Source organism: Actinoplanes sp. URMC 104 (genome assembly GCF_051386375.1).
Taxonomy (GTDB): Bacteria; Actinomycetota; Actinomycetes; order Mycobacteriales; family Micromonosporaceae; genus Actinoplanes.
The window spans coordinates 622493-640711 of record NZ_JBPQTO010000002.1; the positions used below are offsets into that span (position 1 = coordinate 622493).

At 72.3% G+C, this 18219-nt stretch carries 14 protein-coding genes; 7 read left to right on the forward strand and 7 right to left on the reverse strand.

What is annotated here, in order from left to right:
* The first annotated feature begins 413 nt into the window (after nt 1-413).
* From ACSNN8_RS03845 to ACSNN8_RS03855, 3 genes are read left to right on the forward strand one after another with little or no spacing between them, the layout of a single operon-like run.
* A complete protein-coding gene (locus ACSNN8_RS03845; protein WP_436646992.1) occupies nt 414-1235 on the forward strand; it encodes an SDR family oxidoreductase in 822 nt (273 codons plus the stop codon).
* A gap of 33 nt (nt 1236-1268) precedes the next feature.
* A complete protein-coding gene (locus ACSNN8_RS03850; protein ID WP_436646993.1) occupies nt 1269-1721 on the forward strand; it encodes a MarR family winged helix-turn-helix transcriptional regulator in 453 nt (150 codons plus the stop codon).
* On the forward strand, nt 1718-2371 hold the full coding sequence (locus ACSNN8_RS03855) for a maleylpyruvate isomerase family mycothiol-dependent enzyme (protein WP_436646994.1): 654 nt from the start codon (nt 1718-1720) through the stop codon (nt 2369-2371). Before ACSNN8_RS03850 ends, ACSNN8_RS03855 begins: the two co-directional genes overlap by 4 nt.
* A 39-nt stretch (nt 2372-2410) precedes the next feature.
* Here the strand turns inward: ACSNN8_RS03855 and ACSNN8_RS03860 are convergent, their stop codons facing one another.
* Nucleotides 2411-3481, reverse strand: coding sequence for an NAD-dependent epimerase/dehydratase family protein (locus tag ACSNN8_RS03860; RefSeq protein WP_436646995.1), 1071 nt, complete (start codon nt 3479-3481; stop codon nt 2411-2413).
* A gap of 182 nt (nt 3482-3663) precedes the next feature.
* On the opposite strand from ACSNN8_RS03860, the gene ACSNN8_RS03865 reads away from it, so the two are divergent.
* From ACSNN8_RS03865 to ACSNN8_RS03875, 3 genes are all read left to right on the forward strand, one after another.
* Nucleotides 3664-6240, forward strand: a complete 2577-nt coding sequence (locus tag ACSNN8_RS03865; RefSeq protein ID WP_436646996.1) for a glutamate--cysteine ligase — start codon at nt 3664-3666, stop codon at nt 6238-6240.
* Between the two features lie 71 nt (nt 6241-6311).
* Nucleotides 6312-8084, forward strand: a complete 1773-nt coding sequence (locus ACSNN8_RS03870; protein ID WP_436646997.1) for an N-acetylglutaminylglutamine amidotransferase — start codon at nt 6312-6314, stop codon at nt 8082-8084.
* A gap of 19 nt (nt 8085-8103) precedes the next feature.
* The gene (locus ACSNN8_RS03875) at nt 8104-9870 is read left to right on the forward strand and encodes a S9 family peptidase (protein WP_436646998.1); all 1767 of its coding nucleotides are present in this window, start codon (nt 8104-8106) and stop codon (nt 9868-9870) included.
* A 30-nt stretch (nt 9871-9900) separates the two neighbouring features.
* On the opposite strand, the gene ACSNN8_RS03880 is transcribed toward ACSNN8_RS03875, so the two are convergent.
* The 6 genes from ACSNN8_RS03880 to ACSNN8_RS03905 all read right to left on the reverse strand — a co-directional run bounded on the left by ACSNN8_RS03880 (nt 9901) and on the right by ACSNN8_RS03905 (nt 16651).
* Nucleotides 9901-11172, reverse strand: coding sequence for a DUF222 domain-containing protein (locus tag ACSNN8_RS03880; protein WP_436646999.1), 1272 nt, complete (start codon nt 11170-11172; stop codon nt 9901-9903).
* A gap of 93 nt (nt 11173-11265) precedes the next feature.
* A complete protein-coding gene (locus ACSNN8_RS03885) occupies nt 11266-11982 on the reverse strand; it encodes a hypothetical protein (protein WP_436647000.1) in 717 nt (238 codons plus the stop codon).
* Between the two features lie 67 nt (nt 11983-12049).
* Nucleotides 12050-13696: a beta-1,3-glucanase family protein gene (locus tag ACSNN8_RS03890; RefSeq protein WP_436647001.1), complete on the reverse strand. Its 1647-nt coding sequence runs from the start codon at nt 13694-13696 to the stop codon at nt 12050-12052.
* A 164-nt stretch (nt 13697-13860) separates the two neighbouring features.
* Nucleotides 13861-14373 carry a hypothetical protein gene (locus ACSNN8_RS03895; protein ID WP_436647002.1) on the reverse strand — a complete coding sequence of 171 codons (513 nt, stop codon included), beginning with the start codon at nt 14371-14373 and terminating at the stop codon, nt 13861-13863.
* A gap of 100 nt (nt 14374-14473) precedes the next feature.
* Nucleotides 14474-15385, reverse strand: a complete 912-nt coding sequence (locus tag ACSNN8_RS03900) for a phosphotransferase (protein WP_436647003.1) — start codon at nt 15383-15385, stop codon at nt 14474-14476.
* 9 nt (nt 15386-15394) lie between these two features.
* Nucleotides 15395-16651, reverse strand: coding sequence for a multidrug effflux MFS transporter (locus tag ACSNN8_RS03905; protein WP_436647004.1), 1257 nt, complete (start codon nt 16649-16651; stop codon nt 15395-15397).
* Nucleotides 16652-16860: 209 nt separating this feature from the next.
* Between ACSNN8_RS03905 and ACSNN8_RS03910 the strand changes: the two genes are divergently transcribed.
* A complete protein-coding gene (locus ACSNN8_RS03910) occupies nt 16861-18195 on the forward strand; it encodes an MFS transporter (RefSeq protein WP_436647005.1) in 1335 nt (444 codons plus the stop codon).
* The last annotated feature ends 24 nt before the right edge of the window (nt 18196-18219 follow it).

Here is an 18219-nt window from a genome sequence, read left to right on the forward strand (position 1 = left end):
CGGCCGGCGCCCAACGCACCTCGAGCACCCGGCGCCGGGCACCCACCACGTCCAACCCTCGAACCACCCAGACGCCCGATCTCCGCACCCGCCGGGACTCCCGCCCAGCCAGCTCTCGACGAACAACCCGACGCCCGGAGAAGCCCGCCGCGGCGGCCCGGCGCTCGCGATCGCGCCGAGGCTGCGTCCCCGACACCGCAAGTGCCCTGAGTATGCCGCCACTCGGGCCTTACCGGTCAATCCCGACAAAGAGTGATTCGGGGGTGGGCCCGCCCATACCCCCGCCCACCCGGGGCGGTGGTGAGCCTACGCCGCTGACGATGGGGCGAGCGGGTTATCCACAGGCGGCGCGGGCGGACGGCGCGACGGGCCTGTGGGGAAAACGCGCGGCCGAGGGGGCGTACAACTGGGGTATGGGTTTGATCGTGATCTCGGGGGCCGGCGGGCGCCTCGGTGGCCGGGTGGCTCGGCGAATCGGTGGGGAACCGCGGCTGCTGGTGCGGGATGCGAAGCGGGCGCCGGAGATCGCCGGGGCGGAAGTGGCGGTGGCGGAGTACGGCGACGGCGAGGCGATGCGGTGGGCGCTGGACGGGGCGGAGACCGTACTCATGGTGTCGGCCTCGGAATCGCCGGACCGGGTGGAACGGCACCGCAGCTTCGTGGACGCGGCGGCGGCCGCGGGGGTGCGGCATCTGGTCTACACGTCGTTCGTGGGGGCGGGGGCGGATGCGACGTTCACGCTGGCCCGCGATCACGGGGCCACCGAGGAGCACATCCGGCGCAGCGGTCTGGCGTTCACGTTTCTGCGGGACAACCTGTACGCCGACTTCCTGCCGGGCATGGTGGGCGCGGACGGCGTGATCCGCGGGCCGGCGGGTGACGGGCGGGCGGCCGTGGTGGCGCAGGACGACATCGCGGACGCGGCGGTGGCGGTGCTGCGGGAGCCGGCGGCGCACGCGGGGAGGACGTACGACCTGACGGGTCCGGCGGCGATCAGCATGGCCGAGGCGGCCGCGATCATCGGCGCGGCGATCGGGCGGGAGGTGCGCTATCACGACGAGACCCTGCCGGAGGCGTACGCGTCGAGGTCCTCGTACGGGGCCCCGCAGTGGCAGGTCGAGGCGTGGGTGAGCACCTACACCGCGATCGCGGCGGGCGAGCTCGCGGCGGTCAGCACGGCCGTTCCGGAGCTGACGGGCCGTCCCGCCACCACGCTGGCCGAGGTTCTGTCCTGACACCACGAGCCTCGATATGACATCATTGTTGTCATGTTATCGAGGCGAGGACAGCAGCTGTACGAGGTGTTGCGGAACGTCCGGCCGCTCGTGCTCAACTCCGCACGGGTGGTGGAGGCGTCGCTCGCGGCCGACGGGGTGAGCGTGGGCATGCGCGCCGTGCTCGAGGTCCTCGCCGAGGCGGGGCCGGCGACCGTACCGGCCATAGCGGAGCGGCTCGACCTCGCGCGGCAGGGCATTCAGCGCCACGTCAACGACCTGGCGGCGCTCGGGTTCGTCGATTCGCGCGCCAACCCGGCGCACCGGCGGTCCGTGCTGATCGACCTGACGCCGGCGGGGCGCGACCGGTTCGACCGCATCCGCGGGTACGAGCTCGCTTCGCTCGACCGGATGGCGGCGGAGTGCACCGACGGCGAGATCGACGCGGCGATCCGGGTGCTGCGGGCGCTCAACCGCGACGTACGCCGAAGGGTGGTGGGCGCATGACGACCGATCCGGAGATCTACCGGCTGACCACCGCGAACCGGCTCATGATCGCGGACGTGCTCGACGGGCTGGGCGACGCCGAGTGGGAGCACGCGACGCTGTGCCGAGGGTGGACCGTACGCCATCTGGCCGCGCACTTCGTGCAGCCCATGCTGATCGGGTTCGGGCAGTTCTTTCTGGCCGCGCTGCGGTTCCGGGGCGACACCGACCGGACCGTCGACCACTTCACCCGGCGCCTCGCCCGGCGCCCACGGGCGGAGCTGATCGGGTTGCTGCGCGCGCACGCCGCCGACGAGGTGAACCCCCGGCGCGTCGGGCCGATGGGGCCGTTCGCCGAGACGTGCATCCACCTGCGGGACATCGCGCGGCCGCTCGGCCTGGCCGCCGACGTGCCGGTCGAGCACTGGCGGATCCTGCTCGACTACCTCACCTCGCCCGCGGTCGCCCCGGCACTGGTGCCACCCGGCCGGCTCGACGGGCTGCGGCTGGTCGCCACGGACGTCGAGCTGAGCCGGCAGGGCGATGCCGGAGCCCTGGTGAGCGGGCCGGCGGAGGCTGTCGGCATGGCCGTCACCGGGCGCCGGGCCGCCCTCGCCGACCTCGACGGGCCGGGCGTGGCGCAGCTCGCCGCCCGGCTGCCGCCGCCGTGAGGCGCGTCCGGCTGACGCCTCGGCCGGTGGCGGGACGGATCAGGGCTTCCAGACGTCCTGGTTGGCCTCGTACATCTCGCGCAGGATGGCGGGCACGTCGTAGGTCAGCTTCCAGTCGGGGTAGTGCTGCTCGAACCGGGCCGTGCTGCTGATCCACCACTGGTGGTCGCCGGTGCGGGCCTGGTCGACGTAGTCGGTGCGGGCCTCCAGCCCGGTGATCTCCGACGCGATCGCGAACGCCTCGATGTGGCTGCAGTTGGAGTAGCGGCCGCCGCCCATGTTGTAGACCTCGGCGACCCGCGGCGCGCGGTGGAACGCCTCGAACGCGGACACCAGGTCGTGCGAGTGGATGGCGTCGCGGACCATTTTCCCCTTGTAGCCGTAGATGTGGTATAGCCGCTGCTCCATCACGCAGCGCATCACGTACGCCAGGAAGCCGTGCAGCTCGGCCGCCGAGTGGCCCGGACCGGTGAGCGTGCCACCGCGGAACACCGCCGTGGGCATGTCGAAGTAGCGGCCGTACTCCTGCACCAGCACGTCGGCGGCGACCTTGGACGCGCCGAACACCGAGTGCAGCGTCTGGTCGATCGACATCTGCTCGTCGATGCCGCCGTACCACTGGTGGTCCTCGGGCAGCTCGTACCGCGTCTCGTGCTCGACCAGCGGAAGCCGGTTGGGCGTGTCGCCGTACACCTTATTGGTCGAGGTGAAGATGAACGGCGCGTCCGGGGCGGACCGGCGCGCGGCCTCGAGCATGTTGAGCGTGCCGACCGCGTTCACGTCGAAGTCGGTGAACGGCTCCTTGGCGGCCCAGTCGTGCGAGGGCTGCGCCGCGGCGTGGATGACCAGGCCGATGTTCCTGCCGTACTGGGCGAACAGCGCCGCGAGGCCGTCCCGGTCGCGGATGTCGAGCTCGTGGTGGGTGTAGCGGTCGCCGACCTCCTTGGTCAGGCGGTCCAGGTTCCACCGGGTGGAGCCGTCCTTGCCGAAGAAGTAGCTGCGCATGTCGTTGTCGATGCCGACGACGTCCATGCCCAGGCCGGCGAAGTGCCTCACCGATTCGGAGCCGATCAGCCCGGCCGATCCGGTCACCACGACGACATTGCTCATCAAACAACCTCCCGGTGAGAGTCCGGCCCGAGGCTACAGGGTGTGCGCATGCCGCCCGTCCACCGGCCGACATGTCGTCACAGTCATGCATGGCGCAGACGTGAAACGGGCACGTGACAGGTTCGGCACATGCGATGGCAAGGCTCCGACAAGGCAGTTCGGGCCATGAGGAGGGCGGTCCCATGACGGAGTCTCTGAGCGTCACGTCGGACGGTGCTACGGCGAGCAACGGTCTCGACCTCGGCGTCGAGGAGGAGTTGCACGTCGTCGATCTGACGACCAGGGAGTTGGTGCCCAGGGCGCAGGAGATCCTCGACCAGCTGGATCCGCAGCACTTCTCGGCCGAGCTGCATCGCTCGGTGGTCGAGACCAACACACCGGTGGCGGGCACGCTGGACGGCCTGCGCGACGCCATCGTCGAGCGGCGGCGCACCGCGATCACCGTCGCGGAGTCGCTCGGGCTCGGCCTGGTGGCCGCCGGCACGGTGCCGCTGGTCGACCTCGAATCGCTGCCCGTGACCCCCACCTCGCGCTACCGGCGCATGCTGGACGACTACCAGCTGCTGGCGCGCGAGCAGCTCATCTGCGGCGCCCAGGTGCACGTCGGCGTCCCCGACCGCGACGAGGCCGTCGCGGTCGCCCAGCGGGTCGCGTCGGCGCTGCCCACGCTGCTCGCGCTGAGCACCTCCTCGCCGTACTGGATGGGTGAGGACTCCGGCTACGCCAGCGTGCGCTCGCTGGTCTGGATGCGCTGGCCCACCGCCGGCGACCCGGGCGCGCTGAGCAGCGCCGCGGAGTTCGACGCGCTGGTCGGCGACCTCATCTCGTCGGGCACCATCACCGATCCCAAGATGGTCTACTTCGACGTACGGCCCTCGGCCCACCTGCCGACCGTGGAGCTGCGCGTCACCGACTCCAGCCCGGACGTCGACACGGTCGTGCTGCTCGCGGGCCTGTTCCGCGGTCTGGTGCTGCGCGCCCAGCAGGACCACCGCGCCGGCCGCCCGCACGTGCCCACCCGGCCGCCGCTGCACCGGGCCGCGATGTGGCGCGCCGCCCGCTCGGGCCTCGAGGGCGACCTCCTCGACCTTCCCCGCTCGCCGGAGCCCGTGCCCGCCGCGGTCGCCGTGGAGCGGCTCGTCGGCGACCTGCGCCCGCAGTTGGAGGAGCTGGGCGACTGGGAGCAGGTGTTCGACCTGTCGGTGCGGGCGCTCAGCCGGGGCAGCTCGGCCGCCCGCCAGCGCCGGGCCATGGCGCGGCGCGGCCGCATCAGCGACGTGGTCGACCTGGTCGTGGCCGACACGCGCGGCGGCGCGACGGGCATCGGCCCCGAGGGGCAGACGGTTCCGGGCGGCCTGTTCCCGTACGCCCGGGCCGGCGACGAGGCCTTCCCGGACGGCGAGACCACACCGGCGTACGCGGGGATCGTCAACGTCCTGACGGCGCTCGGCTCGGCCGGTCTGCGCCGCCGCGAGGACGCTCGCGACGACGAGCAGCGCCAGCGCGGCATCACGTTCAGCGTGGCCGGCGAGGCCGCGACCCGGCTGTTCCCGTTCGACCTGGTGCCGCGCGTCGTGCCCGCCCGGGACTGGTCGTCGCTGGCAGGCGGGCTGGTGCAGCGGGTGCGCGCGCTCGACCTGTTCATCCGGGACGTGTACGGCGAGCGCGAGGTGGTCCGCGACGGCATCGTGCCCGAGTGGGTGATCGACGGGTCGCCGGAGCTGCGGCCCAGCGGCGCCCTGGTCGCCCACGAGGGCGTACGGGCGCAGGTGGCCGGCGTCGACCTGGTGCGCGACGCCGACGGCAGGTGGTGCGTGCTCGAGGACAACCTGCGCGTCCCGTCCGGCATCGCGTACGCCATGCAGAACCGGCGCCTCACCGAGGCCGTGCTGCCGGAGCTGCCCGAACCGGCCGGGCTCATCCCGGTCGAGCGCACGCCCGAGCTGCTCAAGCGCGCGCTGCTCGACGCGGCGCGCCCGGCCGCCGGCGACGACCCGCGGATCGTGGTGCTCAGCCAGGGCCCTGACGACTCGGCGTGGTTCGAGCACCGGATGCTCGCCGAGGAGATGGGCGTGCCGGTGGTGCGCAGCACCGAGCTGTTCGTCGACGGCGACCGGGTGTACCGGCTGCGCGACGGCAAGCGCCACCCGGTCGACGTGATCTACCTGCGGATGGGCGAGGACAGCCTGGTGCACTCCCCCGGCGCCGACGGGATGCCGCTGGGGCCCAACCTGGTCACCGCGCTGCACGCCGACACGGTGGTGCTGGCCAACGCGCTCGGCAACGGCATCGGCGACGACAAGGCCGTGTACGCGTACGTGCCCAAGCTGATCGAGTACTACCTGGGCGAGAAGCCGCTGCTCGCCGACGTGCCCACCTATCTGTGCGGGATCCCCGAGCAGCGCGCCGAGGTGCTCGACCGGCTCGACCAGCTGGTCTGCAAGCCGGTGGACGGCTACGGCGGCGACCGCATCGTGATCGGCCCGCACGCGACGCCGGAGGACCTGGCGGCCGTACGGCGGCAGATCCGCACCGCCCCGCACCGGTGGGTGGCGCAGGAGGTCGTCCAGCTGTCGACCGCGCCGGTCTTCGACGGCCACCAGCTCACGCCGCGCCACGTCGACCTGCGCGCGTTCGTCTTCACCGGTACGGAGTCGGTGGTCGCCCCGGCCGCGCTCACCCGGGTCGCGCCGGCCGGCTCGATGATCGTCAACTCGTCGCGCGGCGGCGGTTCCAAGGACACCTGGCTGCTGAGCTGATTCCAGCCAGGACAAGAGCGTTACGGCGCGGTTACCCGATCGAAACCGACGACAGGGAGGTTCGAACAATCATGTGCGGAATCGCGGGCGAACTGCGGTACGACGGACGGCCGGCGGACACCGAGGCCGTCCGCCGCATGCTGCCCTGCCTGGAGTCGCGCGGCCCGGACGGCGAGGGGCTGTGGTCCCGCGGCCCGGTCGCCCTGGGCCACCGCCGCCTGAAGATCATCGACCTGTCCGAGGCCGGCGGCCAGCCGATGACCGACGACGAGCTGGGCCTGTCCATGGTGTTCAACGGCTGCGTCTACAACTACAAGCAGCTGCGCGAGGAGCTCCAGGGGTACGGCTACCGGTTCTTCTCCACGTCGGACACCGAGGTCATCATCAAGGCGTACCACCGCTGGGGCGCCGACTGCGTGCAGCACTTCCTCGGCATGTTCGCGTTCGTGATCGTCGAGCACGACACCGGCACGGTGACGATGGCCCGCGACCGGCTCGGCATCAAGCCGCTCTACCTGGCCGAGACGCCCGGGCGGGTGCGCTTCGCGTCGACGCTGCCCGCGCTGCTCGCCGCGGGCGACGTGGACAAGTCGATCGACCGGGTGGCGCTGCAGCACTACATGACGTTCCACTCGGTCGTGCCGGCCCCGCGCACGATCATCAACGGCGTCCGGAAGCTGCCACCGGCCACCGTGCGGGTCATCCGCACCGACGGCACCTCGTCCGAGCACGTGTACTGGGAGGCCTCGTTCACCCGCCGGCCGGACATCGCGGACGCGGAGTGGCCCGAGCTGGTGCACGAGAAGCTCAAGCTCGCGGTGGAGCGCCGGATGGTCGCGGACGTGCCGGTCGGCGTGCTGCTCTCGGGCGGCATCGACTCCAGCTACATCGTGGCGCTGCTCGCCGAGCAGGGGCAGCGCGGCCTCACCACGTTCAGCATCGGGTTCGAGGCGGCCGGCGGCGAGACCGGCGACGAGTTCGCGTACTCGGACATCGTGGCCAAGCAGTTCGACACCGTGCACCACCAGATCCGGATCGGCCGGGACAGGTTCCTGCCGGCCGTCGACCGTACGGTCGCCGCGATGAGCGAGCCGATGGTTTCGCACGACTGCATCGCGTTCAACCTTCTGAGTGAAGACGTGTCAAAGCACGTCAAGGTCGTACAATCGGGCCAGGGCGCGGACGAGATCCTGGCGGGCTACAGCTGGTACCCGCCGCTCGCGGACGTGCCCCTCGACGGGGCCGTGGACGCGTACGCGAAGGAGTTCTTCGACCGCCCGCACAGCCGCCTCGCCCAGCAGCTCAACCCCGAGTGGCTGGTCGACGCGGACGTCAGCCGGGACTTCGTCGCCGCGAGCTTCGGCCGGCCCGGCGCCGAGACAGCGGTGGACGCGGCGTTGCGGCTGGACTCCCAGGTGATGCTGGTCGACGATCCGGTCAAGCGGGTCGACAACATGACTATGGCGTGGGGCCTCGAAGCTCGCGTACCGTTCCTCGACCACGAGTTGGTGGAGCTGGCCGCGGCCTGCCCGCCCGCTCTGAAACTGGCGCACGGCGGCAAGGGGGTGCTCAAGGAGGCCGCCCGCGGCGTCGTGCCCGACGAGGTGATCGACCGGACCAAGGGATACTTCCCGGTTCCCGGCATCCGGCACCTCGAGGGAACGATGCTCGACAAGGTTCGCGACGCGCTCACGGCGCCCGCCGCGCGCCAACGAGGGCTGTTCCGGCAGGAGTACGTCGACTTCCTGCTGGCCGACCCGAACACGCCGCGCACCACGCTCGGCGCGAACCAGCTCTGGCAGCTCGCGCTGCTGGAGATGTGGTTGCAGGACAAGGGGATCTAGCTATCGAGGGAGGACCCGTATGACCGGTCAGTTCAACCGTGTCGATGTCACCGTCTTGCCGATCGGCTGGACGAATCGGGATACGGGCACCTTCCCCTCCGAGGTCTCCGGAAGCTGGTCGCCGGCGTTGTCGCCGGACGGCCGCCACGCCGCGTACGTCTCCGACCGCAGCGGCCGGCCCCAGGTGTGGGTGCAGCCGGTCGGCAGCGACCTGACGTTCCTGGTCGACACCGGCGAGGCGCCGGTCGCCGCCGTGCAGTGGTCGAGCGGCGGCGGCTGGCTGGCCTGCCTGGTGGCGCCGGGCGGCGCGCCCCGCCACGAGGTGTGGCTGGTGCGCCCGGACGGCTCCGAGCTGCACCAGGTCGCGGGCTTCGGCGCAGACACCGCCGACAACATGCGCTGGCTGCCGGGCCGGTCGCTGCTCGCGCTCACCGAGAACCTGAGCACCGCGCTACTGATCGACCCGGTCACCGGCGACCGCTCGATCGTGGCCCGCGGCGAACTGATCTCGCTGCTCGACGTGTCGCCCGGCCGCGACCGCGCGCTGCTGCGCATCGGCCCGCGCGGCGACCGGCACATCGTCGTGCGCGACCTGCTCACCGGCGTCGACGAGTTCGTCACCGCGGGCGAACAGGCGGTCTTCGGGGCGGACGGCACGACGGTGTACGCCCGCAGCGAGTCCGGCGAGCTGCCGGTGCTCATCCGCGTGGTCAAGGGCGCCGTGGACGTCCTCGCCTCCTCCGAGACCGATGAGGTCGAGTCGTTCACCGTCACCGCGGACGGGCGTACGGCCGCGGTGCTGTGGAACGTGCGCGGCGGCGAGTCGGACGTCACGCTGCTCGACCTCGACTCGGGCGCCCGGCGCAAGCTGAGCCCGCTCCCCGGCTCGGTCGTCAGCGGCCTCGCGTGGTGTCACGACGGTTCGGCGCTGGCCTTCACCGCCGAGGGTCCCGGCCAGCCGCACGGCGTCTGGGTGTCCACGGCCGCCGGCATCGAGGCGGTCGCGGCCGACCCCGCCGCGCCGGGCGCGGTGCGCCCCACGCTCGAGACGTTCGCCGCGCACGACGGGCTCACGCTGACCGGGTGGCTGTTCCGGCCGCCGACCCCCGGCCCGCACCCGACCGTGTTGTGGTTCCACGGTGGACCCGAGGCGCAGGAACGGCCGGGGCACGGCCCGCTGTTCCAGTCACTGACCGACCGCGGCATCGCCGTGTTCGCGCCCAACGTGCGCGGGTCGTCCGGCTTCGGCCGCAGCTTCGTCAACGCCGACAACCTGGCGCTGCGCTACGCCGCGATCGAGGACGTCCGCAGCTGCGCGTCCTACCTCGTCGAGTCGGGCATCTCCTCCCGGCTGGGCATCATGGGCCGCTCGTACGGCGGGTATCTGACGCTCGCGGCGCTCACCACCTTCCCCGACCTGTTCGCGGTCGGCATCGACGTGTGCGGCATGTCCAACTTCGCCACCTTCTACGAGCACACCGAGCCGTGGATCGCCGCGGCGGCCGTCTCCAAGTACGGCGACCCGGTCGCCGACCGGGAGCTGCTCGCCGACCTGTCCCCGATCACCCGGATCGACCGGCTGCGGACGCCGCTGATGGTCGTGCACGGCGAGAACGACAGCAACGTGCCCGTGATCGAGGCCGAGCAGGTCGTCGCCGCGCTGGCCGAGCGGGGCGTGCCGCACCGGTATCTGCTCTTCCCCGGCGAGGGGCACGAACTGCTGAACCGGTCGTCGCGCGCCGACTATCTGCGCGAGACGGTGGACTGGCTGACCACGTACCTGTGACGCGGCCGGCGGCAACCTGTCCGGGCCGGCCTACCGCCGCGGGTGGTAGAGGTTGCGGCGGGGTCGCCGGCCCGGGTCGACGCTCGGCGGCGGGATGAAGTCGGGTTGCCGGTCGGCGCCGAGGCGGATCTGCCAGCCCGCGGCGGGCTGGTGGATCAGCCGGTGGTGGTGGCGGCAGAGCAGCACGAGGTTGTCCAGGCACGTCCGCCCGCCGGCGGTCCAGGCGGTGATGTGGTGCGCGTCCGTCCAGCGCGGCGGGCGGTCGCAGTCGGGGAACGCGCACCCGCGGTCGCGCAGGGTCAGCGCCCGGCGCAGGGGGCCGGTGACGAGCCGGTTGGTGCGGCCGACGTCGAGGATCTGCCCCGCGCCGCCGAGGACCGCGGGCAGCAGGCGGGCGTCGCACGCGAGCCGGCGGGCGGTGTCGCCCGACAGCCGCTGGCCGGTGTCGGTGGTGGCGCCGCCCAATGTCTGCGTGAGCGGGTCGTACGCGACGGTCACCGCCAGCTGCGGCGCTTCGCCACCGGACTCGGGCAGCTCACCGGTGCGCAGCGCGAGCCGGCAGACGTCGACCAGGGCGTCGGCCCGGCGCTGAGCGGGGCGGCGTTGGTCGTCGGGGGTAGGGGCGCACAGTGGCTGCAGGGCGGCATGCACGACGGCGGCGTCCTCGAGGCCCAGCGTCCCCGACAGGCGCACCTGCCCGTTGACCGGGTAGGACAGCGTGAAGCCGCGCGCCTGGTGGGCACGGGCCTCCTGACGCGCCAGCGCAGCCTCGTCGGCGCGCTCCGCGATCTCGGGGGCGACGTGGGCGAGGATGCGGTCGCCGACCCGGCGCAGCTGGTTGGCGGACAGCCGGGCGGCCATCTCGATCAGCGTGTTCTCCGCCTGCTCCACGATCCGGGCCGTCTCGGCCGGGCCCACGTCGGGCAGGTCGTCCGGCAGCTCCTCGACGACGTTCGCGATCACCGAGGCCTGGCGCCCGTCGACGTGGCCGTCGAGCAGCGCCTGTTCCACCACCGGCCGCCTGCGTAGCGCCTCGGCGCGTTCGGCTAGCTCCCGCGCGGGCAGCGGATCGAGCAGCAGCCGCGACCGCAGCCAGCCTGCAGTGGTGCGGTGACCCTGCGCGGCGGGCAGCCCTCGGCTGTCGGCCTGCTGCACCAGCCGCATCTGCAGGGCGGCGGCCGCCTGCTCCACCCGGTACGCCGTCTGCAGGCAGTCGACGATCTCCCCGTCGGCGAGCGTCCACAGCGCGGCCGCGGCGAGCTTCGCCGCGTCCTCGCTGAGTTGCTGCACCTCTGCCAACACGGGAGCGAGTATCGAACACCCGTACGACAACTTCGAACGCCCGATGGCGCACCAGAAGATCCATGTGCACCATCTGCAAAGCCGAACCGGCCCCTACTTGGTGACGTACTCGTTGAGCAGCAGATATAGATAGCGATCGGAGACGGTCGTGGCGATCGTGTCGCCGGACCCGAGCGGGATGACGTTCGGGCACCGCACCACGTCGCCGTTGATCTGCCGCTGCGCCAGCTTGCGGCCGGTCGCCACCTCGTAGACCGCGAGCGCGTGGACACCCCGCTTCAACGTGACCTTGCCGCAGGTCTTCACGACGTCGGTGGTCCTGGTCAGCGTCAGGCAGGCGACCAGTTCGGACTTGGCGGGATCGCTGGGCATCCAGGCCTCGCGGGTGTCGGCGCCCAGGTTGTGCGGCACGTCGAGCGCCGCCTTGATGCGGTGGGTGACGGGCTCGGGCTGGTCGCTGACGCCGATGCTGATCGGGTGCGGCCCCCGGCCGGAGTAGCGGGGCGAGGCCGGGTAGTACCAGCCCTCGCAGACGCGGCTCAGATCGTCGCTGACGCGCACCGGCGTCCGGCTGGCTCGCGGTCCGGCCTGCACGGCTGCGCTGGGACGCGAGGACGGCTGTCCTTCGGCCCAGCCGGCGGTCGTGCCGGAATCGTCGCCGCCGAGGATCTGCGCGAGCGCCGCCCCGAGGCAGGCCACCAGCACGACGGCGAGCCCCCCGGTCAACGCCCATCGGGGTAAGGCCGGAAGCGCCGGCCGCCGCGGGGTCCCCTCCCCCTGCGGCTCGGCCGGCGCTCCCGTCTGAGGCACCCGGCGACTGTATCGAATCGCCGGAGCCTTCTGTTACCGGTGAGTTCGCGCAGAACAGCCCGGGCGGCTAGAACGGCGTCATCGTGATGCCGGCGGTCCGCGGGTCCCCGCTGTGCACCAGCGACTCCTGGTTCTGCACGTCGTCGAAGGCGAACGCGTACGCCTTGCCGTCCACCATGTTCTCGTGGATCACCTTGGCGTACAGGTTGGCCGGGTTGCCCTGGTAGAAGTCGGCCGCCGTGCCGCTGGGCTGGGTGTCGAGCCGGCCCAGGGTCGTACGGGTCAGGGCCGCGCAGAGGGTGCGGGCGATCGGGCCGACCACCAGGTCGTTGGGCGCACCGAGCGCGCCGTCGCAGCCCCACACGTTCGCGGTCGTCGGCTTGGTGAACGACGCGACCGTCTTGCCGCTGCCGTCGGTGAAGTTCATGACGTTGCCCGACGTACGGCCCAGGTACTTCGTGTTCGGCTGGTCGGTGAACGGCACGACGGTCAGCGTCTTGGTGGCGTACGCGTTCCAGGCGCTGCTGATGTACGGGTCCAGGTACGTCGGGCTCATCAGCCCCGCGTCGGCCGCCTTGCCCGGGGCCAGCACCCGCAGCACCGTGCCGTCGGCCCGGGTGACCACGCTCTTCGCGAAGTCCGGCGACGCCTTGACCGCGTCGATGACCCGCTGCCGTCCGCCCGCCTTGACCTCACCGGTCCGGCTGGTGGCGCCGTTGCCGCCAGTGACGCTCACGACGTGCGGCACCGCGAACATGTCCACCTGGGAGCTGTTGAGCCACAGCCCCGAGTCGTTGAGCGTGAACTCGCTCCAGTCGAACAGGATGTCGTGGTTGGGGTCGCCGCCCGCCCACGGCGCCGGCTGCACCAGGCCGTCGGTGCTCAGCCGGAAGTCGAGCTTCTTGCCGAACGACATGTAGAGCCGGCCGGACAGGTTCTTCGGCAGCCTCAGGGTGGTGCTGCCGCCGTTGGCCGGTCCGGGGATCGACACGTCCGGGGCCGGTACGGGCACCGCCGCGCCGCCGGTCCACGCGGTGAACGCGCCGCCCGCGTCGACGTAGCCGAGCTTGCCCGTCGTCAGGTTCACGCCCAGCACGTACAGGAAGACGTTGTCGTTACGGCCGGTGTTGTTGGTGACCGTCACCGGCAGCACGTTGCTCGCGGGCGGCACCTCGACGGGGGCCGCCGGGCGGGTCGTCGTGGGGGCCGGAGCGGGCGGGTTCGTCGTCGGCTTGCTCGTGGGCACGGCCGTGGGCACCTTTGTGGGCACGGCCGTCGGCACCTTGGTCGTGGCCGTCACGGCCGGCGCGACCGTCGCCTCTCCCCCGCTGCAGGGGACGCCGTTGAGCTTGCAGTTGCCCGGCTTGCCCCCTCCGCCGACGAAACCGAACGTGACGGTCCCGCCGACCGGAACGCTGCCGTTCCAGGGCCGGTTCGAGAACGTACGGTGACTGCCCGCGGCGACCATGTCCGCGTCCCAGAAGCTGCCGACCGTGCCACCCGCGGGCAGGTCGAACTCCACCTTCCAGGAGCTCATCGCATTAGCGCCGGTGTTCTTGATCGTCACCTCGCTCTGCCGGCCCGAGCCCCAGTCGGAGACCGTCCGCACCGTGGCGGTGGGCGCGGCCGCCGACGCCGGCAGGGCGATCCAGGTGGTGGCCCCCACGACCACCGCGGCCACGGCGGACAGGACGAACGTTCTCTTGCGACGCATCAGGTGAAGCCTCCGTAGTGAGCGAGCCAGCCCATCCTCGGCAGGCCCACCGGCGATCCGCCCACCCCGGGTTGATCTTTAAGGTCGCTTTAAGCTCGTTTTGCCCCCGAGCCCTCGCCCGTCTGCCCCGGCTGCCCCAACCGTGCGGCCGCGCGCTCCGAGGTTCACCGTGCGTCACCACCGCCCGGCCGCGGGTCCTCGTCCTCGTCCTCGTCCTCGGGCACGTGGACCGCGCCGACCAGAGCGTCGGCCAGCAGGTCGGCGGACTGCTCGTCGAGCCCGAGCGCGGCGCCGTGCTCGCGGGCCGCCTCGCGCAGCCGCTCGGCCTGCGCCTCCGTGACGACGATCCGCCCGTCGACCGCGGGCAGCGTCGCCTCGACCAGCTCCCGCGCGTTCTCCCCGGCCCTGCGGCGCTTCTTCATCCGGGCGCGGACCACTTCGGCGCCGATGCCCAGTGCGCCGCCGACCGCCGCGGAGATCACCTCGAGGATGACCGAGCTGAGCATCGCGTCGTCGAACCCCAGCCCGACCCCGCCCGGCACCCACCCGTGCGGCCCGGTCAGCCACGCCTGCGCCACCTGGTCGAAGACGCCGGACTCGTCGGGGGCGAGCCGCGCACTGACATCCCGGGCCAGCGCGACGACGAACTCCGCCGCGCTGACAGCAGTCTCCCGCACCGAACGCCTCCCGAGGGCCGACCACGCTTCGACGTCAGCCTATCTTCGCGCGACAACGACACGGTGCTGATCGGACGTGACGAAGCCGGGGCGACCCGGGTCAGGTCAGCGTGGCCAGCTCGGCCTCGAGCAGCGCGGTCACATGCTGCTGGCGGCCGTCGGTCAGCGCGATGCCGCGGCTGGGACCCTCCGCGAGCATCAGCACGTAGAGGTGCACCCGGTACAGCGCCAGCCGGGTCAGGGCGGACCCGTCGAACGGGCCGGCGCGGTAGCCGGCCAGGAACGGGTGGCCGGGCTCGTCCTCGATGCGGCGGAACAGCGCCGGCGACACCAGGTCGAGCAGCGGATCGCCGTACAGGTAGCGCTCGCCGTCGACCACCCCGCCGAGCGACCCGTCGGCGGCGACGAGCACGTTGCCGTCCCACAGGTCGAAGTGCAGCAGCGCGGGCCGGGTGACCGAGGCCAGGACGGCGTGATGCCGCGCGACCAGCCCGTCGAGCGGCGGCAGAGGCACCTGCCACACGGCCGCGTCGGCCCGCAGCGCCTCGATCATCGCGTGGAAGGCCGACGGCCAGTCGGGCCCGGACGGGCGGTCGCCGGTGTAGCCGAAGCGCGGACCGGTCAGGGTGTGGATGCGCGCGACCGCGGCGCCCAGCTGCCGCCGGGCCGCGGGTGCGTCGCCGGCCGTCAGCGGGCGCCCGGGCAGGAACGACGTGATGATCCAGTTGTCGCCGAGCGCCAGCACCTCGGGCACGGGCGCCTTTTCCCGTACGAGCGTGAAGTACTCGGCCTCGGCGGCGATCAGCCCCGCCTCGTACGTGAGCAGCCGTGCCCACCGCGGCGGCCCCACCTTGACCACCACGTCGCGACCGTCGGCCAGGGTGACCCGCCACACGGACGCGAACCCGCCCCCGCCCAGCTCCTCGCCCCCGGACACGGCGACGCCGAGACCGTCCAGGACGATGCCGGCGACGTCGCCGGCATCGAGCACCGGCTGAGTGGGACTGCGCATCCCGGCAGACTAGTGCGCGACCACCATCACCGGCTCGCTCGTTTCGACCGGCAACGTGCGGGGCCGGACGACCGTCCACAGCACCAGGACCGCGGCGAGCATGCCCCCGGCGACCACGATCGCCATGCTGGTGGAGCCGTTGCCGAGCACGCCGACCACCGGGGCCGCCAGCGCGCCGACGCCGAACTGCACCGCGCCGAGCAGCGCCGCGGCGGTTCCGGCCGCCTCGCCGTGGCGGGAGAGCGCCAGCGCGGGAGCGTTGGGCATCGCCAGGCCGACGGCGGCGAGCACCAGCCAGAGCGGGATCAGCACGCCGGGCAGGCCGCCGAACCCGGTCAGCGCGAACACCAGCAGCACCACGCCGAAAACGGAGCCGGCGGCCAGCGCGGTGGCCAGGATCTGCACCGGCTGCCAGCGGCGCAGCAGCCGCACGTTGAACTGGGTGGCGCCGATCAGCCCGATCGCGCCCGCGGCGAAGACGTACGCGAACTGCTGCTCGTCCATCCCGTACTCCTCCTGGAACACGAAGGAGGAACCCGAGACGTACGCGAACAGCGCGGAGAACGCGAGCCCGGCCACCAGGATCAGGCCCACGTATGTGCGGTCGGTGAACAGCCGCCCGTAGTCGCGCAGCGTGCCGCCCACCCCGCCGTTGCGGCGGCGTCCGGCCTCCAGCGTCTCGGGCAGGACCAGCGCGGTCGCCGTGAGGATCGCGATCGAGGCCAGCGTCAGCACCACGAACACGCCGCGCCACGAGGTCCAGTTGAGCACCGTGCCGCCGATGGTCGGGGCGAGGATCGGCGCCACGCCGATGACCAGCATCAGCCGGGAGAACAGCTTCGCGGCGGCGAGCCCGCTGAACAGGTCGCGCACGATCGCCATGGCGACCACCGAGGCGGCCGCGGCCCCCAGGCCCTGCAGCACCCGCAGGGTGCCGAGCACGGCCAGGTTGGGCGCGACGACGCACAGCACGGACGCCAGCACGTGGACGCCGACGCCCGCGAGCAGCGGCACGCGCCGCCCGATCGCGTCGGAGAGCGGCCCCACCAGTAGCTGCCCCAGCGCCAGCCCGAGCAGCGTGCCGGTCAGCGTGAGCTGCACGGCGGCCTCGGTGGTGTGCAGGTCGGTGGTGATCGTCGGCAGCGACGGGAGGTACATGTCGATCGTGAGGGGACCCAGCGCGGCGAGGAACCCGAGCACGAGGACTATCCGGAGTCGTCGGCCCGCGGGCAGGAGTTCACCGGGTGAGAGTTCTACTTCGCGCATATTCAGCGACAAGTCCCCGCGGGGCCGGAATCTTCCGCCGGGTAATGGTGATCACAAACCGGCCGTATCGCGGAAATCGGCTTGACGACCTGCGCAAACGATCAGTGACCCGACGCACGTGTGGTCTGGGCCCCGATCGGTTGTGACGATCGGCCGGGCGGAGAAGGCTTGAGCGCAGTACGTGTCCGAAAGCTATCGAAAGGTGCTCCATGCCCCTGCGTTCCTCAGCACGGGCCTGGGTGGTCTGGTCCGTCGCTCTGGCCGCGTACATCGTCGCAGTGCTGCACCGTACGTCGCTCGGCGTCGCCGGGCTCGACGCCCAGCACCGGTTCGGCATCGGCGCCGGAGCGCTCGCCTCGTTCGCCGTGCTGCAGCTTCTGGTCTACGCCGGCCTGCAGGTGCCGGTCGGGCTGCTGCTCGACCGGTTCGGCTCGCTGCGGCTGATCGTCACCGGCGGCGTCCTCATGGCGGCCGGCCAGGCTCTGATGGCGACCTCCGACCACGTCGGCGGCGCGGTCCTCGCCCGCGTGCTGGTCGGCGCCGGCGACGCGATGACGTTCATCAGCGTGCTACGGCTGGTGCCCCAGTGGTTCCCCGCCCGGCGCGTGCCGATCCTCACCCAGATCACCGGGCTCGCCGGGCAGGCGGGGCAGGTGCTCTCCGCCGTGCCGCTGGCGGCCCTGCTCGCCGGCCGCGGCTGGACCACCTCGTTCCTGGCCGCGGCGGCCGCCGGGGTGTTCGTGTCGCTCGCGGCGCTCGCCGCGCTGCACGACAGCCCGCAGCAGCGGGTCAGCAACGGCCCGCCGGTCACGCTGCGGCAGGTCGGCGAGGACCTGAGCAACGCGTGGCGGCACCCGGGCACCCGGCTCGGCCTGTGGACGCACTTCACCACCCAGTTCACCGGCACGGTGTTCGCACTGATGTGGGGCTTCCCGTTCCTCATCGCCGGGCAGGGCCTGCCGCAGGAGACGGCCAGCTCGCTGCTCACGCTGTTCGTGCTGGTCGGCATGGCGGCCGGGCCGATGATCGGGATGCTGGTGCAGCGGCACCCGCTGCGCCGCTCGTGGCTGGTGCTGGGCGTGGTGGCCGCGAACGCGGGCGGCTGGGGGCTGGTGCTCGCCTGGCCGGGGCACGCACCGCTGCCGGTGCTGGTGGTGCTGATCGTCGCGCTGGGCCTCGGCGGCCCGGGCTCGATGATCGGCTTCGACTACGCCCGCACGTTCAACCCGCCGAACCGGCTGGGCACCGCCACCGGCGTCGTGAACGTCGGCGGCTTCGTCGCGTCGCTGTTGTCGATCGAGTTGATCGGTTTGATCCTCGACGCACGTACCGGTGGGCGGGCGACGTACGACATCACCGACTTCAAGGTCGCCATGTCCGTGCAATACCTTTTCATGCTCGTCGGCGTGGCCGGGATCCTGCGAACCCGCAGGCTGGCCCGGCGGCGCATGGCGGAGGAGGGCATCGTGGTGCGTCCCCTGCGAGAGGTGTGGGCGCAGCGGAAGGGTTTAGCGATCGACCGTACGGAGAAGGCCAAGACCTGACGAGACAGGAACAACCGTGCACGA